A 17,368-nucleotide genomic window follows, 5' to 3' on the forward strand; every position below is an offset into this window, starting at 1 on the left:
GTCCGCGCGGCGAATTCCCCCGTCACTGGCAAGACGCGGCGCGGACCGAAATCGTTCCCTGACGGTGTGTCGCGTTCCAGGTCCCTTGAGTTAGCCGGTGACCAGGCGATTAGGCTCGACGTCACACACCCGGCGAGCAGCAGTTACGAAGGATCGAGGACCGGACGTGGACTACGTCGAGCACGTCACCGAACTGGTGGGCAACACACCCCTGGTGCGGCTTAACGCGGTGGCCAGCGGGCAGACCCCGGTGCTGGCCAAGGTCGAGTACCTGAACCCCGGCGGCAGCGTGAAGGACCGCATCGCGCTGCGCATGATCGAGGCCGCCGAGGCATCCGGCGAACTGCGCCCCGGCGGCACGATCGTGGAGCCCACCTCCGGCAACACCGGCGTGGGCCTGGCGATGGTCGCCCAGCGCAAGGGCTACCGCTGCGTGTTCGTCTGCCCGGACAAGGTCAGCGAGGACAAGCGCAACGTCCTCAAGGCCTACGGCGCGGAGGTCGTGGTGTGCCCGACGGCGGTGCCGCCGGAGCACCCGGACTCCTACTACAACGTCTCCGACCGCCTGGTCCGGGAGATCGACGGCGCCTGGAAGCCGAACCAGTACGCCAACCCGGCCAACCCGGAGTCGCACGTGCACTCCACCGGCCCGGAGATCTGGGAGCAGACCGGCGGCAAGGTGACGCACTTCGTGGCGGGCATCGGCACCGGCGGCACCATCTCCGGCACCGGCTCGTACCTGAAGAAGGTCTCCGACGGTCGCGTGCAGGTCATCGGCGCCGACCCGGAGGGCTCGGTCTACTCCGGCGGCAACGGGCGGCCCTACCTGGTCGAAGGCGTCGGTGAGGACTTCTGGCCCACCACCTACGACCGGGACGTCTGCGACCGGATCATCGCGGTCTCCGACGCCGACTCGTTCGAGATGACCCGCCGGCTGGCCCGCGAGGAGGCGCTGCTGGTCGGCGGTTCCTGCGGGATGGCGGTCGCGGCGGCGCTGGAGCTCGCCGAGACGACCGGCCCGGACGACGTGATCGTCGTGCTGCTGCCCGACGGCGGCCGCGGCTACCTGACCAAGGTCTTCAACGACTCCTGGATGGCGTCCTACGGGTTCCTCTCGCCGGACCACGGCGGCGGTTCGGTCGGCGACGTGCTGCGCCGCAAGGACGGCACCATCCCGGACCTGGTGCACGTGCACCCGAGCGAAACCGTGGCCGACGCCGTCGCGATCCTCCGCGAGTTCGGCGTGTCGCAGATGCCCGTGGTCAGCGCGGAGCCGCCGATCATGGCCGCTGAGGTGGTCGGCGCGGTCAACGAGCGGGACCTGCTCGACGCGCTGTTCGCCGGCCGCGCGAACCTCGCGGACCGGGTGGAACTGCACATGTCGCCGCCACTGCCGACGATCGGCGCGGGCGAGGAGATCAGCGCGGCGATGTCCGCGCTGGCCGGTGCCGACGGGGCCATGGTGTTGATCGACGGCAAGCCCGCGGGCGTGGTGACCCGGCAGGATGTGCTTGGATTCATCGCCGGCCGATGACGACTTGTTACGGAACGGCACTACGCTGCAGGTCGATCAGCTAGCGTGTGTGATCGCATGCCCCAGACTTCGCATTACGCCCCGAGGGAGTAGGACAACCCGATGAGCTCTCCGCAGCCGCCGGACGGCGGTCAGCAGGGTTCGGACCCCATCTCGAACCGGATGGACCCGCAGGACCCCAACCAGGCCGGCAGCGACGCGACGCAGGTCGTGAGGCCTGTCCAGCCGCAGGGCCAGCAGCCACCGTCCGACTCGACCCAGGTCGTGCCGCCGTCGATGCAGCCGCCGCAGCCGATGTACCAGCAGCCGGGCCTCGCCGGCCAGGGCGCTAGTGCCGAGGCGACCGCGATGGTGCCGCCGTCGATGCAGCCCCCGCAGCCGATGTACCAGCAGCCCGGCACCCAGAGCCAGCCGGGCGGCTTCCCCTCGCAGCCGCAGGGCACGCCCAGCGGTGGCTTCCCGGCCCCGCAGGCCCAGGGCGGCTTCGGCGCCCAGCCGCCGCAGGCCAGCTACGGCCAGCCCGCGGCCCAGGGCCAGGGCAGCAAGGGCCTGGCCCTGACCGCCGGTTGGGTCGCGACGGTCATCGGTGGCATCGGCGCCATCTTCAACCTGATCGGCTTGCTCGGCCTCGGCGCGACGTACGCCTGGCTGGAGCAGAGCACCGCTGACCTCGAGCAGTACAAGGACCTCGGCATCGAGATGCCCGAGATCAACCTCCCGCCGTACGGCCTGATGATGACGCTGTACATCGGGTTCCTGATCGCCAGCCTCGTGCTGCTGGCCGGCGGGATCATGGTCATCCTCAAGAAGAACATCGGCCCGATCCTGGTCGTGGCCGCTTCGGGTCTGTACGCCATCTGCCAGCTGGTGACCCTCTTCACCGGCTTCGTCAGCGGCATCTCCATCGTCGGCACCATCGTGGCCATCCTGATCGCCGCGGGGATCGGTGTGCTGGCGTTCCTGCCGGGCACCCGGCAGTACGTCGCCGCCGGTTCCGGCGTGCCGGCTCCGGCCGCCGCCGGTGGCTTCGGCCAGCCCGGTCAGCCGGGTGGCTTCGGCCAGCCGGGCCAGCCGCAGCAGTTCGGCCAGCCGGGCCAGCAGCCCGGTGGCTTCCCGCCCGCCGGCGGGCAGCAGCCGCCGCAGCCCCCGCAGTGGTGACGAGCTGATCCACGGAAGCGGCCCCCGACCTGCCCGGTCGGGGGCCGTTTCGCATCGCGGACCCGAGTCGGCGGATCGGCCGCCGGGCCGTACGCTGCTCCACATGAGTGACGGCTTCGCCACCCGCGCGATTCACGCGGGCCAGGAGGCAGACCCGACGACCGGTTCGGTGATCGTGCCGATCCACGCCACGTCGACCTACGCGCAGGACGGCGTGGGCGGCATGCGCGGCGGCTACGAGTACTCCCGCACCGGCAATCCGACCCGCACCGCGCTGGAGGAATGTCTGGCGGCGCTGGAGGGCGGCCGGCACGGGCGCGCGTTCGCCTCGGGCATGGCGGCCACCGACGCGGTGCTGCGCGCCACCCTCAAGCCGGGCGATCACCTGGTCATCCCGGACGACGCCTACGGCGGCACGTTCCGGCTGGTGGACAAGGTGCTCACCGCCTGGGGCGTCGAGTACACGCCCGCCCCGGTGTCCGATGTGGACGCGGTGCGGGCGGCGATCCGGCCGAACACCAAGGTGATCTGGGTCGAGACGCCCACCAACCCGCTGCTCAACATCGGCGACATCGCCGCCCTGGCGCAGGTTTCCCGCGACGCGGGCACGAAGCTGGTCGTGGACAACACCTTCGCCTCGCCGTACCTGCAGCAGCCGCTGGAGCTCGGCGCGAACGTCGTGGTCCACTCGACCACCAAGTACCTGGGCGGGCACTCCGACGTGGTCGGCGGCGCGGTGATCACCTCCGACGACGAGCTCGCCGAGCAGGTCGCGTTCCTGCAGAACGGGGCGGGCGCGGTGCCCGGGCCGTTCGACGTGTTCCTGACGCTGCGCGGCATCAAGACCCTCGCGGTGCGGATGGAGCGGCACAGCGCCAACGCCGAGCGCATCGTCGCCGCGCTGACCGGCCACCCGAAGGTCTCGAAGGTGCTCTACCCGGGCCTGCCGGAACACCCCGGCCACGAGGTGGCGGCGAAGCAGATGCGCCACTTCGGCGGGATGATCTCCTTCCTGCACGCCGACGGCGAGGAGGCGGCGCTGGAGGTCTGCTCGCGGACCCGGCTGTTCACCCTGGCCGAGTCGCTGGGCGGCGTGGAGTCGCTGATCGAGCACCCGGGCCGGATGACGCACGCGAGCACGGCCGGCTCGATGCTGCAGGTCCCGTCCGACCTGGTGCGGCTGTCGGTCGGCATCGAAGAGGCCGACGACCTGGTCGAGGACCTCCTGACGGCCCTCGGCTGACGACGAACCACCTGGGGAGGCCGCGATTCCACCGGGAATCGCGGCCTCCCCGGTCTCAGCGTTCGAGGGCCGGGTCGCCGCTGCCGAGCGGGCGGGTGTCGGCCGGTTGGCGGGGGTTGACCGGGAGGTCGTCCGGTTTCAGGCAGCCGCCGATCAGCTCCACCACGCCGTCGCGCGATCGGTAGGAGCCCGGTTCGTCGCAGCCGGACTGGAGCACCGCGAACACCGCCGCGCCGGACAGGGCCGCGGCCGTGACGAATCCGGTGACCAGCGGGAACGCGCCATTCGTTGGCATCAGCCGCGCCATGCTTCCTCCCGTGTGCAGCCCCGGCACCGACGTCGGGCAGCGGACCTCGCGACACCTGGCCGGTGTACGCCGATGATCGCTGATCGTTCGAATCCCCGCCGCGACAGCTCGCCCCCACCAGCCTTCGTCGCGGTGCCGTCCGGTTGCGGGTGACCGGCCGCTTCTCCGAGGGTACCGAACGTGTTACCCGGGTCGCTTGCGTTTCGCGGTGGCACGATTGGCCCATGCGGCTGGTCGATCTGGACCGAATCCGCGACGCCGGGGAGCAGCTCGCCGGGATCGCGCGGCGCACGCCGCTGGAACACTCCCGGGTGCTCGGCGAGCACTGCGGCGGCGAAGTCTTCCTGAAGTGCGAAAACCTCCAGCGCACCGGCTCGTTCAAGCTCCGCGGCGCCTACGTGCGGCTGCTGGCGTTGGACGAGGCGCGCCGGGCCGCCGGGGTCGTCGCGGCGAGCGCCGGGAACCACGCGCAGGGCGTTGCGCTCGCGGCAACGTTGCTCGGCATCCACGCCACGGTGTTCATGCCGGTGCGCGTGCCGCTGCCGAAGCTCGCGGCCACCAAGTCCTACGGCGCCGACGTCCGGCTGCACGGCGCGGTGCTGGAGGAGACGCTCGCCGCGGCACGGGAGCACGCGCAGCAGACCGGGGCGGAGTTCATCCACCCCTACGACCATCCCGACATCGTCGCCGGTCAGGGCACTGTCGGGCTGGAGATCCTGGAGCAGTTGCCGGAGGTCCGCAGCATCGTGGTGCCCACCGGGGGCGGCGGGCTGGTCTCGGGCATCGCCGCGGCGGTGAAGGCGGAGCACCCGCACGTCAGGGTGCTCGCGGTGCAGGCCGAGCAGGCCGCGGCGTGGCCGGTTTCGCTGGCGGCGGGCAAACCGGTGCGGCTGGCCGAAACCCAGACGATGGCCGACGGGATCGCGGTCGGCGAGCCCGGCCCGGTGACGTTCGCGCACGTCGCGGAGCTGGTCGACGGGGTGCTGACGGTCAGCGAGGAGGCCCTGTCCAGGGCCCTGCTGCTGTGCCTGGAGCGGGCGAAGCTGGTGGCCGAGCCCGCCGGGGTCGCCTCGGTCGCGGCGCTGCTGGAGCACCCCGAGCAGGTCCGCTCGCCGACCGTGGCGGTGCTCTCCGGCGGCAACATCGACCCGCTGCTGCTGCTCCAGCTGATCCAGCACGGCATGGGCTCGGCGGGCCGCTACCTGTCGCTGCGGGTGCGGCTGCCGGATCGGCCCGGCTCGCTGGCGGGCCTGCTGGCGAAGCTGGGCGAGCTGTCGGCGAACGTGCTCGACATCGAGCACTCGCGGATCTCCGGCGCCCTTGCGCTGGGCGAGGTGGACGTGGAGATATCGCTGGAAACCCGCGGCCCCGAGCACCGCCACTACGTGGTCGAGGAGCTCGGGGCCGCGGGCTTCACCGTCGCCGCCGAAGGCTGACGCCCGGCCATGGGTGCGGTGGGTTGGCCGGGCCGGCCTCCGGAGCGGCGTTCCGGCAGGTCCGAAGGCCGTGGGTCTTCTGGGGCGCGATGGCGGCACAAAAGACCCACAGGACCGTGACCAGCGGAAACATCGAATCCTGGAATTCCAGGAGGTCAGAGGTTGCCGCGGCGTTCCTGCTCGCGCTCGATCGCTTCGAAGAGCGCCTTGAAGTTGCCCTTCCCGAAGCCCAGCGAACCGTGCCGCTCGATCAGCTCGTAGAACACCGTCGGCCGGTCGCCGATCGGCTTCGTGAAGATCTGCAGCAGGTAGCCGTCCTCGTCGCGGTCGACCAGGATGCCGTGCTCCTTCAGCGTCTCGATCGGCACCCGCACCTGGCCGATCCGCGCCCGCAGCTCCGGGTCGTCGTAGTAGGCGTCCGGGGTGTTCAGGAACTCCACGCCGGCGGCCCGCATCGCGGTGACGGTCTTGATGATGTCGCCGGTGGCCAGCGCGATGTGCTGGCAGCCGGAGCCCCGGTAGAACTCCAGGTACTCGTCGATCTGCGACTTGCGCTTGCCGACGGCCGGCTCGTTGAGCGGGAACTTGACCCGGTGGTTGCCGTTGGCCACCACCTTGCTCATCAGCGCCGAGTAGTCGGTGGCGATGTCGTCGCCGACGAACTCGGCCATGTTCACGAAGCCCATGACCCGGTTGTAGAACTCGACCCAGCTGTCCATCTGGCCGAGCTCGACGTTGCCGACGCAGTGGTCCACGGCCTGGAACAGCCGCTTGGGCGCGTCGGCGGGCTTGACGTAGCTGCCCTGCTGAACGACGTATCCGGGCAGGTAGGGGCCGGTGTAGCGGCTGCGGTCGAGCAGCGTGTGCCGCGTCTCGCCGTAGGTGGCGATGGCCGCCGTCCGGATCGTGCCGTGCTCGTCGGACACGTCGTGCGGCTCTTCGAGCACCGTGGCGCCCTGGGCGCGGGCGTGCTCCACGCACTTGTCGACGTCGAGCACCTCCATCGCCAGGTCCACCACGCCGTCGCCGTGCCGGCGGTGGTGGTCGGCGAGCGGGCTGTCCGGGTCCACCGCGCCCTTCAGCACGAACCGGGCCGACCCGGACTTCAGCACGTAGGCCTTGTGGTCGCGGTTGCCGTGCTCGGGACCGGAGTAGGCGATCAGCTCCATGCCGAACGCGACCTGGTAGAACAGCGCGCTCTGGGTGGCGTTGCCGACGACGAACACCACTGCGTCGAGTGCCTTGACCGGGAACGGGTCCTTCGACTCGTCGTGTTCGACGAGGCCGACGAGGCGCTTCATCTGGTCGAACGTGACGTCGTCGAGCTGCTCGGTCTGGCTGCCGTGGTTGACGGTGCCGGTCACGATGTCCTCCCGTTGTTCGCCGAAGCGGTGACGAGGCTCAGCGTGCGCTGGGCAGGTCATCCTGAGCAACACTCGTTGATTTCGCTGCGCAACCTGTTCAGTATTCAAGCCGAACCGCTGGCTGGATTGGTCAACCTGAACAAGGGGTGTGACATGGCTCCCAATGCCGAGGGTCTGGACGCGTTGGACGCCAGGCTGCTGCTGTTGCTGTCCGACGAACCCCGCCTCGGGGTGCTGGAGTGCTCGCGGCGGCTCGGCGTGGCGCGAGGCACCGTGCAGGCGCGGATGGATCGGCTGGTGCAGCGCGGCGTCCTGCTCGGCTTCCCGCCGGAGCTCGACCTGGCGGCGATGGGCTACGGCCTGACGGCCTTCGCGGTGCTGGAGATCGCCCAGGGGCACCGGGGCCTGGTGGCGGATCAGCTGGGGGCGATCGACGAGGTGTGCGAGGTGCACGCGACGACGGGGCAGGGGGACTTGTTCGTGCGGATGGTCGCGCGCTCCAACGCCGACCTGCAGCGGGTCATCGACGAGATCGTCGGGGTGGCCGGGGTGCGGCGCACCTCGACATCGATCGCCCTGTCCACACCGGTCGCGCCGCGCGTCCGCCCGCTGCTGGAGCGCCTAGCCGCAGAGGACGACCGGCCGGAGGCCTGACGCCCGGCGGGCGAAAAAACCGCGGGCGCCCCCTGGAACGGGGACGCCCGCGGTCTCGGTGTCAATCCTTGAACACGTTCTTTCATTAAAGCGGCGCAGCCGCTTAGCCCACCCTCGCAGGGGGCCGCTACGCAAGCCGACCCGAGCGGACCCTTGAGCTCAGCCGGCGAAGGGCTCGGCCTTGACCAGGGTCACCGACATGGTGCCGCCGTTGGGCAGCTCGTACTCCCGGGTCTCGCCCTCCTTGGCGTCCAGCAGCGCGCGGCCCAGCGGCGAGTTCGGGGAGTAGACCTCCAGCTCGCCGTGCGCGCCCTCCTCGCGGGTGGCCAGCAGGAACTTCTCGGTCTCGTCCTCGCCGTCGTAGCGGACCGTCAGCACCGAGCCGGGCCGGGCGATGCCGGACTCGGTGGGCACGTCGCCGACCTTGGCGGTGCGCAGCAGTTCCTGCAGCTGGCGGATGCGGGCCTCGATCTGCCCCTGCTCCTCGCGGGCCGCGTGGTAGCCGCCGTTCTCCCGCAGGTCGCCTTCCTCGCGGGCCTCGTTGATCTTCGCGGCGATCGCCGGGCGGTTGGCCACGAGCTCGTCCAGCTCTCCCTTGAGCCGGTCGTAAGCATCCTGGGTCAGCCAGGTCACCTGGGTCTCGCTCACGGTCACCACTCCTCGTCGACTGCGGCCCGCGTTTGCCCACGGGCGAATTGCATTTCCGCACCTTTGATTTCTCGGCCATTGGCCAAGTAACGGAAAAACACGGCCCGCGCGGGACCGTGCTGAAGTCGACAATAGCACGAAGCAACACACCCCGGGGCGGGATTTTCCCTGCACCCGGCGTGGTACGCCGGTGTTCACCCAGTTGGCCGTAGGTGGGTGGACAAATATTCAGGAACGTTGTAAGTGCAGCCGTACACCTCCCCAGTGCCCGCCAGGGCGGAGGTCCGCAGCACAGTCTCCTGCCTGGTGGTGCCGTCCGCAGGTTGGATCAGGACTTCTTTGCGACCGACTTCCACGCCGGATTTGGCGCGGGCGCGCACCACGCAGTCGGCGGGCCGCTGTGGCTCATCGCGCTGCACTTCGAGCACGATGCGCACGGAGTGGTCGTCGATCGCTTCGAAGGCGATCTGCTCGCCCTTGATCGGGGCGCTGCCGAGGTTGCGATAGCCCACGATCGCCACGCCCACCAGGGCGACCAGCACGACCGAGATCAGCGCCCAGCGGAGGGCCGGGCGCGGGCGCGTGCGAGCACGCGATCCGTACCGGTCCTGCGGGATCTGCTGGTTCGTCACCGGGGCTGGACGGCCTTTCGACTTCGGGCTTCGCCACCGCCCGCGGACGGGTGATGCGGGGGCTGGCGCCGAGCAAGTCGGACCCACCGGGAACAATGGGACCCGACATCCACGTTAAGTATCCCTGGGGTGTCCCGCGGCCTGTCAGCGGGGCCGTGTTCATGAGAGATGCTTGCAAAGCAGGAGGGGATTACCCGGCGATGGCGGACAAGCTGCGGCTGATGACGGTGCACGCGCACCCGGATGACGAGTCCAGCAAGGGTGCCGCGACGACCGCGCGTTACGTGGCCGATGGGCACGAAGTGATGGTTGTCACCTGCACCGGCGGTGAAGCGGGCAGCATCCTCAACCCGGCCATGGACCGGCCGGAGGTCGTCGAGAACCTGACGGAGGTCCGCCGCGCGGAGATGGCCGAGGCGGCCAAGATCCTCGGCGTGCAGCACCGGTGGCTCGGCTTCGTCGACTCCGGGCTGCCGGAGGGCGACCCGCTGCCCCCGCTGCCGGACGGCGTCTTCGCGACCGTGCCGATGGAGGTCTCGACCCGCGAGCTGGTCAAGGTGGTGCGGGAGTTCCGCCCGCACGTCGTGATCACCTACGACGAGAACGGCGGCTACCCGCACCCGGACCACATCCGGTGCCACGAGATCTCGGTGGCGGCGTTCGACGCGGCCGGTGACCCCGACCTGTACCAGGACGCGGGCGAGCCGTGGCAGCCGCTGAAGCTGTACTACTCGCACGGCTTCTCCCGCAAGCGCATGCAGCTGTTCCACGAGGCGCTGCTGGCCAGGGGCATGGAGTCCCCGTACGGCGAGTGGCTGGCCAAGTGGGACTCGACCCGCCCCGATCCGGACGAGCGGGTCACCACGCGGGTCGAGTGCGGGGAGTACTTCGAGCAGCGCGACGACGCGCTGCGCGCCCACGCGACCCAGATCGACCCGACCAGCCGCTGGTTCGCGGTCCCGCTCGACATCCAGCGCGAGCTGTGGCCGACCGAGGACTACGAACTGGTGCGCTCGCTGGTCGACACCACGTTGCCGGAGGACGACCTGTTCTCCGGTGTGCAGGAGAAGGTATGCGCATGAGTGCCACGGAAGCGGTCACCTATGTGCTCGCGCAGACTCCCGTCCCCGTGACGCCGGACCCGGGCGGCCAGGGCGAGGACTTCGGCAAGTCCTCCCCGGTGGGGCTGGTGCTGCTGGTGGTGTTCGCCATCGCGGTGGTGTTCCTGATCCGCTCGATGACCAAGCACCTGAAGAAGGTGCCGGTGGTCTTCGACGAGCAGAAGGCAGCGGCGGCGGCCCCGGCGAGGGTGAAGCGAGCCGAAGCGGAGCCGGCGGAAGAACCCGAAGCCGAGCAGGGCGAGGCGAAGCCGGGCAAGGGCGAAGCCTCCTAGCGAGGCGAAGCAGGAGCGGGGCCATCCGGAGTGCCGGATGGCCCCGCTCGCTTTCCGGGTCAGGTTTCCAGCGGATGCGGGAGCCAGGCCACCCGGAGGCTGGTGCCGGTTCCGATCCTCCGGTCCAGGCGTGCTTCACCTGCGTCCCGCGGGCGCTCGCCGAGGCCGCTGGCGCCCCAAGTGATCCCGGGCGCGTCCTTCAAGATCAACCGGTACGCGTCGTGGCTGAGCCTTGAGACGATCTGGTCTCGGCTTCGTTCGAGGTCCGCGTTGTAGGCGAGGACCACGTGGAGGCCGATCGTCTCGGCGTGCGGCAGCAACTCGTCCAGACCGCAAAGCGTGTTCAAGCCCTCCTCGCGGCGCACTAGGTCGAAGTCGTCCACCACGAGGAACGCCTTCGGCCCGACCCACGACTTGGGTTCGCCGCCCGCATCCGGAAGCCGTTTGCGCAGAGCTGCGGTGAAGTCCGTCAGGTCGCTCCTGGCCTGGCCGGCCGCACGGGCGTACGACAAGGTGTGGCTGTCGGGCAGCAGGGCGTGGTGGTGCTCGCGCCGGTAGTCGACCACCAGCGCCATCGCTTCCTTCGCCGGGTACGCCGCGATCCCGCGCAGCACGTTGCGGATCACGGTGCTCTTGCCTGCTTCGTGTCCACCCGCGATCAGCACGTGGCGGTGGCGGTCTCCGTTCAGCGTCAGGATGACCGGCTTGCCGTGGCCGTCGATGCCGATGGGGAAGGCGTCCGGCTCGGCCTCGGGGAGTTCGTCGTAGCCGACGAACTCCGGTGGGCGGCGCAGTTGGGCAGGTCGGTCGCCGGGCCAGGACTTGCTGATGAGCTGGACGAGCTCGCGGGTCTTCGCGTCGAGGTCCGCTGGAAGGGGCTCGTCGGCGTAGGCCGGTAGGTCATCGCCCAGCACTGGGACGTTGATCGCGCAGCGGAGTCCACTGTGGAGTCCGCTGCCGGGCTTGTCCGGCGGGACGGAGTCGGCGTGCTCGGGGGAGATCAACGAGTCCCGCCGGTCCGCCAGCCGCAGCTCGATGCGGCCGCCCGCGAGGTCGCGCAGCTCGCGGGCCAGGTCGTCCCAGCGGTTGGCGGTGACGACCACGTGGATGGCGTAGGACAGGCCGCGCCGGGCGAGGCGCAGGATCCGATCGGCGAGGCCGGGGTGCTGGTGCACTTCGGGCCAGCCGTCGACGACGAGGAAGTGGTCGGTCGCGGCCTCGCCGAGCGGATCTTCGCGGCGGCGTCGGCGGAACTCGTCGGCCGAGTCGATGCCGTGCTGCGCGAAGGACTTCTCCCGCTTGGCGAGCAGCGTTTCGAGTTCCTCGACGGCAAGCGCCACGAAGTCCGAGTCGTGGCTGGCGGTCACCACCCTGGTGTGCGGCAGGTCGCGCAGCGAGGCCAGCCCGCCGCCGCCGAAGTCCAGGCAGTGGAAGCGGACTTCGGCCGGGGTGTGGGTGAGCGCCAAGGTCAGCAGGGTCGTGCGCACGGCGGTCGACTTCCCGCTGCGCGGTCGACCGACGATCGCGACGTTGCCATCCGAGCCGGCGAAGTCCAGCAGCAGCGGCTCGTGCCGGTGGTGGAAGGGGTTGTCGAGCACACCGATCGGAACGATCAGCGGGGTCTCCGGCTTGGCGTTGAAGCCCCGTTCCTCGGTGGCCTCCAGCGGTAGGTCGATTCCGGCCGGTGGTTCGCCCGGCGGCGGCAGGATGAGCTGCCGGGCCGGCGGGCCTTGCCCCCGGACCCGCTCGGCGAAGATCTGGGGAATCGTCTGGAAGTAGTCGCTCTGGGGCGTCCCGTGCGGCAGGTCGGTGTAGGCGGCGCGGAAGCGGATCGGTTCCTGGCGCGGGCGTACCAGGTGCCCGTGGCCCGGGGAATCGGGCAGTTCGCGAGCGCGGCCGATGAGCTTGACCGCGTCCGCTTCGCTGGTCCGCAGCACGATGCGGGTCGCGGTTGCGCCCGCGAGCTGCGGGATCTGCTCCGCCGAGGTCGCGGTGTAGACCGGCTTGATCCCCGCGTACCCGTGGCGGATCAGCTGCTCGATGGTGGCGGCGAACCCGGGCCGGTCGCGGAGAACGCCCGGCAGGTCGTCGATCGCGACCAGCAGCATCGGCACCGGCTCGGCATCGGCCTCCGGCTGGAGGCGTTGGTAATCAGCGAAGTTCTTGACCTCCCACCGATTGAACTGCTCGACTTGCCAGGCGAGCAGGCCGGTCAGCGCCTCGTCGAACCGCCGGCCGGTGAGGTCGTTCGAGCGCATCGGTTCGGCGAGCGCAGTGTGCGGGATCGGGTGGAGCGAGCGCCAGACCTGGTCGTTGTGCTCGCGGCTGATGCAGGCGAAGTTGACCGCGGCGGAGGAGTGCGTCGCGGCCAGCCCGTACAGGATCGTGCGCAACAGCTCGGACTTCCCGGACCCCGCGGAACCGAAAATGCCAACGGCGCTGCCGGTTTCCTTGAAGTCGAGGTGCACCGGCCTGCCGTGATCGTCAACGCCGATGGCGATCCGGTACCGCTCCTCGGAGCCGCGAGGCCGCCAGGCCCGGTCGAGCTCGACATGGGCCGGATCGCCGAATCCGACGAGGTCGAACAGGTTGATCGGCTCCTCCGGCTGCGCCTGGGTGCGAAGCACCTGCGTCGCTTCGGCGTTCGGAGGCGGCGCGACCGGTCGCGGAGCGGGCGGCGGAGGCGGCATGGGAGGCCGACCGGCGGGAGGGCCGGGCGGCATGCCGGGGTGCGGCGGCGGCATGGGGCGGTGGGGCGGCTGGAACGGCGGATGCCCTGGCTGCAAAGGAAACTCCCCCTGATCGATCACCTGCGCAAAGGCACCGTATCCGACTGGGTGGCCGCCCTCGGCCGGACGAGCGGGTTCGCCATGACGTCGTGAGCATTCCCGGTCAGGCGTCGTGGACCTGGGTGAATGCGCCGGTGTGCTGGTCTCGGATGCGGGCTCCCGCTTCCGGGGCGGTGACGTGCAGTTCCGTCGCCCCTGGTAGCAGCCACTCAGGCGGGTTCGGCGTTCCCGCCAGCGCCCATGCCGCCTGGCGGGCCGCGCCTCGGGCGACGTACTCCGCCGGTGCGGGCACCGTGACCGGCACGCCGAAGATCAGCGGCGCCGCCGCCTGCACCGCCCGCGACTGCGCCGCGCCGCCGATGAGCAGCACCTTGCCCACCTCGACGCCCTCCGCGCGCAGCGCGTCGACGCCGGCCGCGAGCCCGCACAGCATCCCCTCCACCGCGGCCCGCGCGAGGTTCTCCGGCGTCATGTTGTCCCGCCGGAGCCCGGTGAGGGTTCCGGCGGCGTCCGGCAGGAACGGCGTGCGCTCGCCGTCCAGGTACGGCAGCAGCGCAAGCCCGCCCGCACCGGGCTCGGCCCGGCGCGCCAGCTCGTCGAACTCGGCCATCTCGACACCGAGCATCGCCGTCGTCGCGGTGAGCACCCGGGCCGCGTTGAGGGTGCACACCAGCGGCAGGAAAGCGCCCGTCGCGTCGGCGAATCCGGCGATCTGGCCGCCCGGGTCCGCGCTCGGCCGATCCGCCCGGGCGAACACCGTGCCGCTCGTGCCCAGCGACACCACGACGTCGCCGGACCGGACGTCCAGGCCCAGCGCGGCGCCCATGTTGTCGCCCGTTCCGGCCGACACCAACTTGCCGTCCCGGGTGTGCCCGGCTGCTTCCGCCGGGCCGAGGACCCGTGGCGTTCGGGGCGTCCGGCCGCCGAACGCGGTGGTCAGCACGTCCTCCCGGTACCGGCCTTCGCGGGGCGACCAGTAGCCGGTGCCCGACGCGTCGCCGCGGTCGGTGACGAACTCGCCGGTCAGCCGCCAGGTCAGCCAGTCGTGCGGCAGCAGCACGTCGGTCACCCGGTCGGCCAGGTGCGGCTCGTGCTCGGCCAGCCACCGCAGCTTGCTGGCGGTGAAGCTGGCGACCGGCACCGAGCCGATCGCCTCCGCGCACGCCTGCGGCCCGCCGAGCTCCTCGGCCAGGTCGATCGCGGCCTGCGCGGAGCGGTTGTCGTTCCACAGCAGCGCGGGCCGCACCGGCACGCCCTGCTCGTCCAGCGCCACCATGCCGTGCTGCTGGGCGGCGATGCCGATGGCCGCCACGTCGTCGAGGAGGCCGTCGGAAGCCGCGGCCAGCGCCCGCCACCAGTCCTCCGGGTCGGCGACCGTGCCGTCCGGGTGCGGCGCACGGCCCTCCCGCAGCACGGTTCCGGTGTCGGCGTCGCAGACCACGACCTTGGTGGACTGCGTGGAGGAGTCGATTCCGGCGACCAGGTTCATCGCGCCGCTCCCATTTTGTCCACAGTGGAATTACTTGCTCGCATCGTTTCCTCGGATGGTTCTGCCGTCACGGCGGGGCCCGCACCACGGTGCCGGAGGCGCGGATCGTGGCGAGTTCGTGCTCGGGCGTGGCGTCGTCGGTGACGACGAGGTGTCGCGGTGCACAGGACGTACACGTCATCGAGCACGGCGCGGCCCGGCGGCCGCCCTCTTCCCATCGCTACTCCTGCGGGCGCGCGACGGCATCCACCGCGGTCTCGTCGCGCGTTCGCACAGCGTCGAGGCGCATGGTCGTCATCCGCCGCTCCTCAAGATCCGCGAGTGGCCGTAAGTATTAGCAGAGATGCCGTCGGTTGTAACACGTTCTGTGAGAAATCGGCGCGGTCGCGGCCGGGTGCCCGGAGGGGCGGGGCTGGGTGCGCCCGGTTCGGCGAAGTGGGAGGCTGGGCGCATGGCGAACCGGCTTGCGAACGCGACCAGCCCCTACTTGCTCCAGCACGCCGACAACCCGGTCGACTGGTGGCCGTGGTCGCCCGAGGCGTTCGCCGAGGCGCGGCGGCGGGACGTGCCGGTGCTGCTGTCCGTCGGCTACGCCGCCTGCCACTGGTGCCACGTGATGGCGCACGAGTCGTTCGAGGACCCGGAGATCGCGCGGGTGATGAACGAGCACTTCGTGAACATCAAGGTGGACCGCGAGGAACGGCCGGACATCGACGCGGTCTACATGGAGGCCACCCAGGCGATGACCGGGCAGGGCGGCTGGCCGATGACCTGCTTCCTCACCCCGGGAGGCGAGCCCTTCCACTGCGGCACCTACTACCCGACGGCGCCCATGGGCGGCATGCCCTCGTTCGGCCAGCTGCTGCACGCCGTGGCGCAGGCCTGGGAAGGCCGCGGCGAAGAGGTCCGGAAGGCCGCCGCCCGGGTGGTGGAGCAGCTGGCCGCGCAGCGCGCCCCGCTGCCGGAGTCCATTTTGGACGAGGAGGTGCTGGCCGGTTCGGTCTCCCGGCTGCACGCGGAATTCGACGCGGCCCACGGCGGATTCGGCGGCGCGCCGAAGTTCCCGCCGTCGATGGTGCTGGAGTTCCTGCTGCGCCACCACGAACGGGCCGGCGTGCCGGACGGCGAGAACGCCGCGCTGGAACTGGCCGAAGCGACCTGCTCGGCGATGGCCCGCGGCGGCATCTACGACCAGCTGGCGGGCGGCTTCGCGCGCTACAGCGTCGACGCCGCGTGGGTGGTGCCGCACTTCGAGAAGATGTTGTACGACAACGCCTTGCTGCTCCGCGTGTACGCGCACCTCGCCAGGATCGGCAGCCCGCTCGGCGAGCGGGTGGCCCGCGAGACGGCCGAGTTCCTGCTGCACGACCTGCGAACGCCGGAAGGCGGCTTCGCGGCATCGCTGGACGCCGACACCGAAGGCGTCGAAGGGCTCACCTACGTGTGGACGCCGGACCAGCTGCGCGAGGTGCTCGGGCCGGTGGACGGCGACTGGGCGGCGGAGCTGTTCGAGGTGACCGAGACCGGCACCTTCGAGAACGGCGCATCGACGCTGCAGCTCAAGCGGGACCCGGACGACCACGCCCGCTGGCGCCGGGTGCGCGACAGCCTCCGCGAAGCCCGCGACCAGCGCCCGCAGCCGGGAAAGGACGACAAGGTCGTCACCGCCTGGAACGGCATGGCGATCACGGCGCTCGCCGAGGCCGCTGCGGTGCTCGACGAGCCGAGCTGGGTCGAGGCGGCGGCGCAGGCGGCGGATCTGCTGCTGGAGCGGCACCTCGTCGACGGCAGGTTGCGGCGCACGTCCCGCGACGGAGTGGTCGGAACGGCGGCGGGGGTGCTGGAGGACTACGGCTGCTTCGCGGACGGGCTCCTCGCGCTGCACCAGGCGACCGCCGAGCCGCGATGGCTCGATGCGGCGTGCGGACTGCTGGACACGGCCCTGCAGCAGTTCGCCGACGCCGACCACCCGGGCATGTTCCACGACACGGCGGCCGACGCCGAGTCCCTCGTCCGGCGTCCCTCCGATCCCACCGACAACGCCAGCCCCTCCGGGGCCTCGGCGATCGCCTCGGCCCTGCTCGCCGCTGCCGCGCTCGCCGGCCCGGACGCCGCCGGGCGCTACCGCGCGGCGGCGGAGCAGGCGCTCGGCCGCGCCGGGCTCCTCGCGCAGCGCGCTCCCCGCTTCGCGGGTCACTGGCTCAGCGTCGCCGAGGCCCGCGCACACGGCCCGCTGCAGGTCGCGGTGGTCGGCGAAGCCGGCGACGCCGACCGCGCGGCGCTGATCGCCGCGGCGCGGCGGCACGCCCCAGGCGGAGCCGTGGCGCTGGCGGGGGAGCCGGAGGCGACCCGGGTGCCGCTGCTGGCGGAGCGGCCGCTGGTCGGCGGAGCCGCGGCGGCGTACGTGTGCCGGGGCTACGTGTGCGACCGCCCGGTGACGACGACCGAGGACCTCGTCGATTCGCTCACCCGCTGAGCTCACGACAGGAAGCGAACGGACCGTTCACCTCGATAGGTGAGGTGAGTGGTCCGTTCGCTTCATTTACCCGGAGCCACGGCGTGCTGTTGGTCTGGAGTGAACGGCCTGTTCGTTCCGATAGGTGAGGTGAGCGGTCCGTTCGCTCCCGCCAGCGGAGCGTGCCCCGGTTTCGCCGCGAGCCGAACGGCAACCCTACCCACCTGCGATGTAAGCGTGTAATCCTGTAATCAGGAGGTGGGAGT

The 17,368-nt window shown here is 71.1% G+C and carries 14 protein-coding genes; 8 read left to right on the top strand and 6 right to left on the bottom strand.

The features are described from left to right. The first annotated feature begins 166 nt into the window (after window positions 1-166). The 3 genes from ACWEV3_RS16725 to ACWEV3_RS16735 all read left to right on the top strand — a co-directional run bounded on the left by ACWEV3_RS16725 (window position 167) and on the right by ACWEV3_RS16735 (window position 3,935). Complete coding sequence (locus ACWEV3_RS16725) at window positions 167-1,534, top strand: cystathionine beta-synthase (protein WP_358575174.1); 1,368 nt, start codon at window positions 167-169, stop codon at window positions 1,532-1,534. Window positions 1,535-1,636: 102 nt separating this feature from the next. Continuing rightward, window positions 1,637-2,692, top strand: coding sequence for a hypothetical protein (locus ACWEV3_RS16730; RefSeq protein ID WP_452614726.1), 1,056 nt, complete (start codon window positions 1,637-1,639; stop codon window positions 2,690-2,692). Window positions 2,693-2,795: 103 nt separating this feature from the next. After that, complete coding sequence (locus ACWEV3_RS16735) at window positions 2,796-3,935, top strand: cystathionine gamma-synthase (RefSeq protein ID WP_358575171.1); 1,140 nt, start codon at window positions 2,796-2,798, stop codon at window positions 3,933-3,935. 55 nt (window positions 3,936-3,990) lie between these two features. Here ACWEV3_RS16735 and ACWEV3_RS16740 read toward each other — a convergent pair whose 3' ends face one another. After that, window positions 3,991-4,230: a hypothetical protein gene (locus ACWEV3_RS16740; RefSeq protein ID WP_358575170.1), complete on the bottom strand. Its 240-nt coding sequence runs from the start codon at window positions 4,228-4,230 to the stop codon at window positions 3,991-3,993. Between the two features lie 236 nt (window positions 4,231-4,466). Between ACWEV3_RS16740 and ilvA the strand changes: the two genes are divergently transcribed. After that, complete coding sequence (ilvA, locus tag ACWEV3_RS16745) at window positions 4,467-5,678, top strand: threonine ammonia-lyase (protein ID WP_452614727.1); 1,212 nt, start codon at window positions 4,467-4,469, stop codon at window positions 5,676-5,678. Window positions 5,679-5,833: 155 nt separating this feature from the next. On the opposite strand, the gene hppD is transcribed toward ilvA, so the two are convergent. Beyond that, entirely contained in the window at window positions 5,834-6,979 is a 1,146-nt protein-coding gene (gene hppD / locus ACWEV3_RS16750; protein WP_452614837.1) for a 4-hydroxyphenylpyruvate dioxygenase, read from the bottom strand. A gap of 216 nt (window positions 6,980-7,195) precedes the next feature. Between hppD and ACWEV3_RS16755 the strand changes: the two genes are divergently transcribed. Then, a complete protein-coding gene (locus ACWEV3_RS16755; protein WP_358575165.1) occupies window positions 7,196-7,696 on the top strand; it encodes an Lrp/AsnC family transcriptional regulator in 501 nt (166 codons plus the stop codon). A 159-nt stretch (window positions 7,697-7,855) separates the two neighbouring features. On the opposite strand, the gene greA is transcribed toward ACWEV3_RS16755, so the two are convergent. Further along, window positions 7,856-8,344 carry a transcription elongation factor GreA gene (gene greA, locus ACWEV3_RS16760; RefSeq protein ID WP_207954845.1) on the bottom strand — a complete coding sequence of 163 codons (489 nt, stop codon included), beginning with the start codon at window positions 8,342-8,344 and terminating at the stop codon, window positions 7,856-7,858. A gap of 194 nt (window positions 8,345-8,538) precedes the next feature. Continuing rightward, window positions 8,539-8,976, bottom strand: a complete 438-nt coding sequence (locus tag ACWEV3_RS16765; protein WP_452614728.1) for a DUF4307 domain-containing protein — start codon at window positions 8,974-8,976, stop codon at window positions 8,539-8,541. A 200-nt stretch (window positions 8,977-9,176) separates the two neighbouring features. Here ACWEV3_RS16765 and mca point away from each other — a divergent pair, with 200 nt between their 5' ends. Together mca and ACWEV3_RS16775 are read left to right on the top strand one after the other, a co-directional pair. Beyond that, on the top strand, window positions 9,177-10,058 hold the full coding sequence (gene mca / locus ACWEV3_RS16770) for a mycothiol conjugate amidase Mca (protein ID WP_452614729.1): 882 nt from the start codon (window positions 9,177-9,179) through the stop codon (window positions 10,056-10,058). Continuing rightward, window positions 10,055-10,369, top strand: coding sequence for a hypothetical protein (locus tag ACWEV3_RS16775; protein WP_093266082.1), 315 nt, complete (start codon window positions 10,055-10,057; stop codon window positions 10,367-10,369). Before mca ends, ACWEV3_RS16775 begins: the two co-directional genes overlap by 4 nt. Window positions 10,370-10,428: 59 nt before the next feature. Here the strand turns inward: ACWEV3_RS16775 and eccCb are convergent, their stop codons facing one another. Further along, on the bottom strand, window positions 10,429-12,996 hold the full coding sequence (eccCb, locus tag ACWEV3_RS16780) for a type VII secretion protein EccCb (protein ID WP_452614730.1): 2,568 nt from the start codon (window positions 12,994-12,996) through the stop codon (window positions 10,429-10,431). A 265-nt stretch (window positions 12,997-13,261) separates the two neighbouring features. Beyond that, window positions 13,262-14,647, bottom strand: a complete 1,386-nt coding sequence (gene xylB / locus ACWEV3_RS16785; RefSeq protein WP_452614731.1) for a xylulokinase — start codon at window positions 14,645-14,647, stop codon at window positions 13,262-13,264. A gap of 451 nt (window positions 14,648-15,098) precedes the next feature. Here xylB and ACWEV3_RS16790 point away from each other — a divergent pair, with 451 nt between their 5' ends. After that, window positions 15,099-17,123: a thioredoxin domain-containing protein gene (locus ACWEV3_RS16790; protein ID WP_452614732.1), complete on the top strand. Its 2,025-nt coding sequence runs from the start codon at window positions 15,099-15,101 to the stop codon at window positions 17,121-17,123. The last annotated feature ends 245 nt before the right edge of the window (window positions 17,124-17,368 follow it).

Source organism: Saccharopolyspora sp. NPDC003752 (assembly GCF_053605825.1).